Source organism: Brachybacterium sp. HMSC06H03 (genome assembly GCF_001807385.1).
Classification (GTDB): domain Bacteria; phylum Actinomycetota; class Actinomycetes; order Actinomycetales; family Dermabacteraceae; genus Brachybacterium; species Brachybacterium conglomeratum.
Map to the genome: position 1 here is coordinate 1 of NZ_KV788828.1, position 1,083 is coordinate 1,083.

The window sequence follows — 1,083 nt, forward strand, 5'->3', positions numbered from 1 at the left end:
GGCGACGTCGAGCCCGCGACCGAGCGCGAGGCCGAGGCGGTGGTTGCGGCTGAGCGGCGAGGAGCACGTCGCGACGAGGTCGCCCATGCCGGCGAGGCCCGGGAAGGTCTCGCGGCGCCCGCCCAGCGCGACGCCCAGACGGGTGATCTCCGCCAGTCCCCGCGTGATCAGGGAGGCGGTGGTGTTGTGGCCGTGGCCGAGCCCCGTCGCGGCGCCGACGGCGATCGCGATGACGTTCTTCACGGCCCCGGCGACCTCGACCCCGACCACGTCGGTCGAGGTATAGGCGCGCAGGTAGGGCGCGGAGCACCAGGAGGCGAAGGTCTCGGCGAGCTCCTCGTCCGGGGCGGCGACGACGCTCGCGCAGGGGCGGCGCTCGGCGATCTCGCCGGAGAGGTTCGGGCCGGAGAGCACTCCGACGAGGGAGGGGTCCGCTCCCCCGGCCCGGGCGAGGATCTCGCTGATCCGGGCGTCGGTGCCGCGCTCGATGCCCTTGGTGAGGGAGAGCACCGGGACGGCGGGCAGGGCGGGCCAGGGCGCGAGGGTCGCGCGCATCGACTGGGCGGGGATCGCGACGACGACGCCGTCGGCGCCCTCGAGCGCGGCGGCGACATCGGCGGTGGCGCGGAGGCTCGCGGGGAGCTCGCGGTCGCCGAGATAGGCGCTGTTGCGGTGCTGCGTCCTGATCTCGCGGGCGACCTCCTCGCGGCGCGCCCAGAGGGTCACCTCGGCGCCGCCGTCGGCGAGGACCTGCGCGAAGGTGGTCCCCCAGCTGCCGGCGCCGAGGACGGTGAGGCGCGGGGCCCTGCGCGGCGCGCTCATCGTCGCGGCTCCGTCGGGGCGCGGAAGCCGGGATCGGTGCGGCCGATCTCGGGGCGGTGGGCGTCCGTGCGCGGGTCGTGGAGGCGATCGGGCGGGGTGAGGCCGCGCAGCTCGCCGAGGAGGGCCGCGATGCGGGCCATGAGGTCCTCGGTGACGCGCAGGGCGGCCTCGTGCTCCGTCTCGCCCTCGCCGGCGGCGGCGGTGAAGGGCTCGCCGACGCGCATGCGCACGCGCCGTCCGCGCCCGGGGCGCGGCAGCGGG

Annotated in this window: 1 protein-coding gene and 1 pseudogene; both read right to left on the reverse strand. The window is 77.5% G+C overall.

Features of this window, described 5'->3' with window-relative positions; genetic code table 11:
• On the reverse strand, positions 1 to 822 hold an 822-nt coding region (locus HMPREF3159_RS10195; RefSeq protein WP_070500933.1), incomplete at its 3' end, for an NAD(P)H-dependent glycerol-3-phosphate dehydrogenase.
• Positions 819 to 1,083, reverse strand: a pseudogene (locus tag HMPREF3159_RS10200) (1-acyl-sn-glycerol-3-phosphate acyltransferase); the annotation flags it as partial. The gene HMPREF3159_RS10195 and the pseudogene HMPREF3159_RS10200, both read right to left, overlap by 4 nt.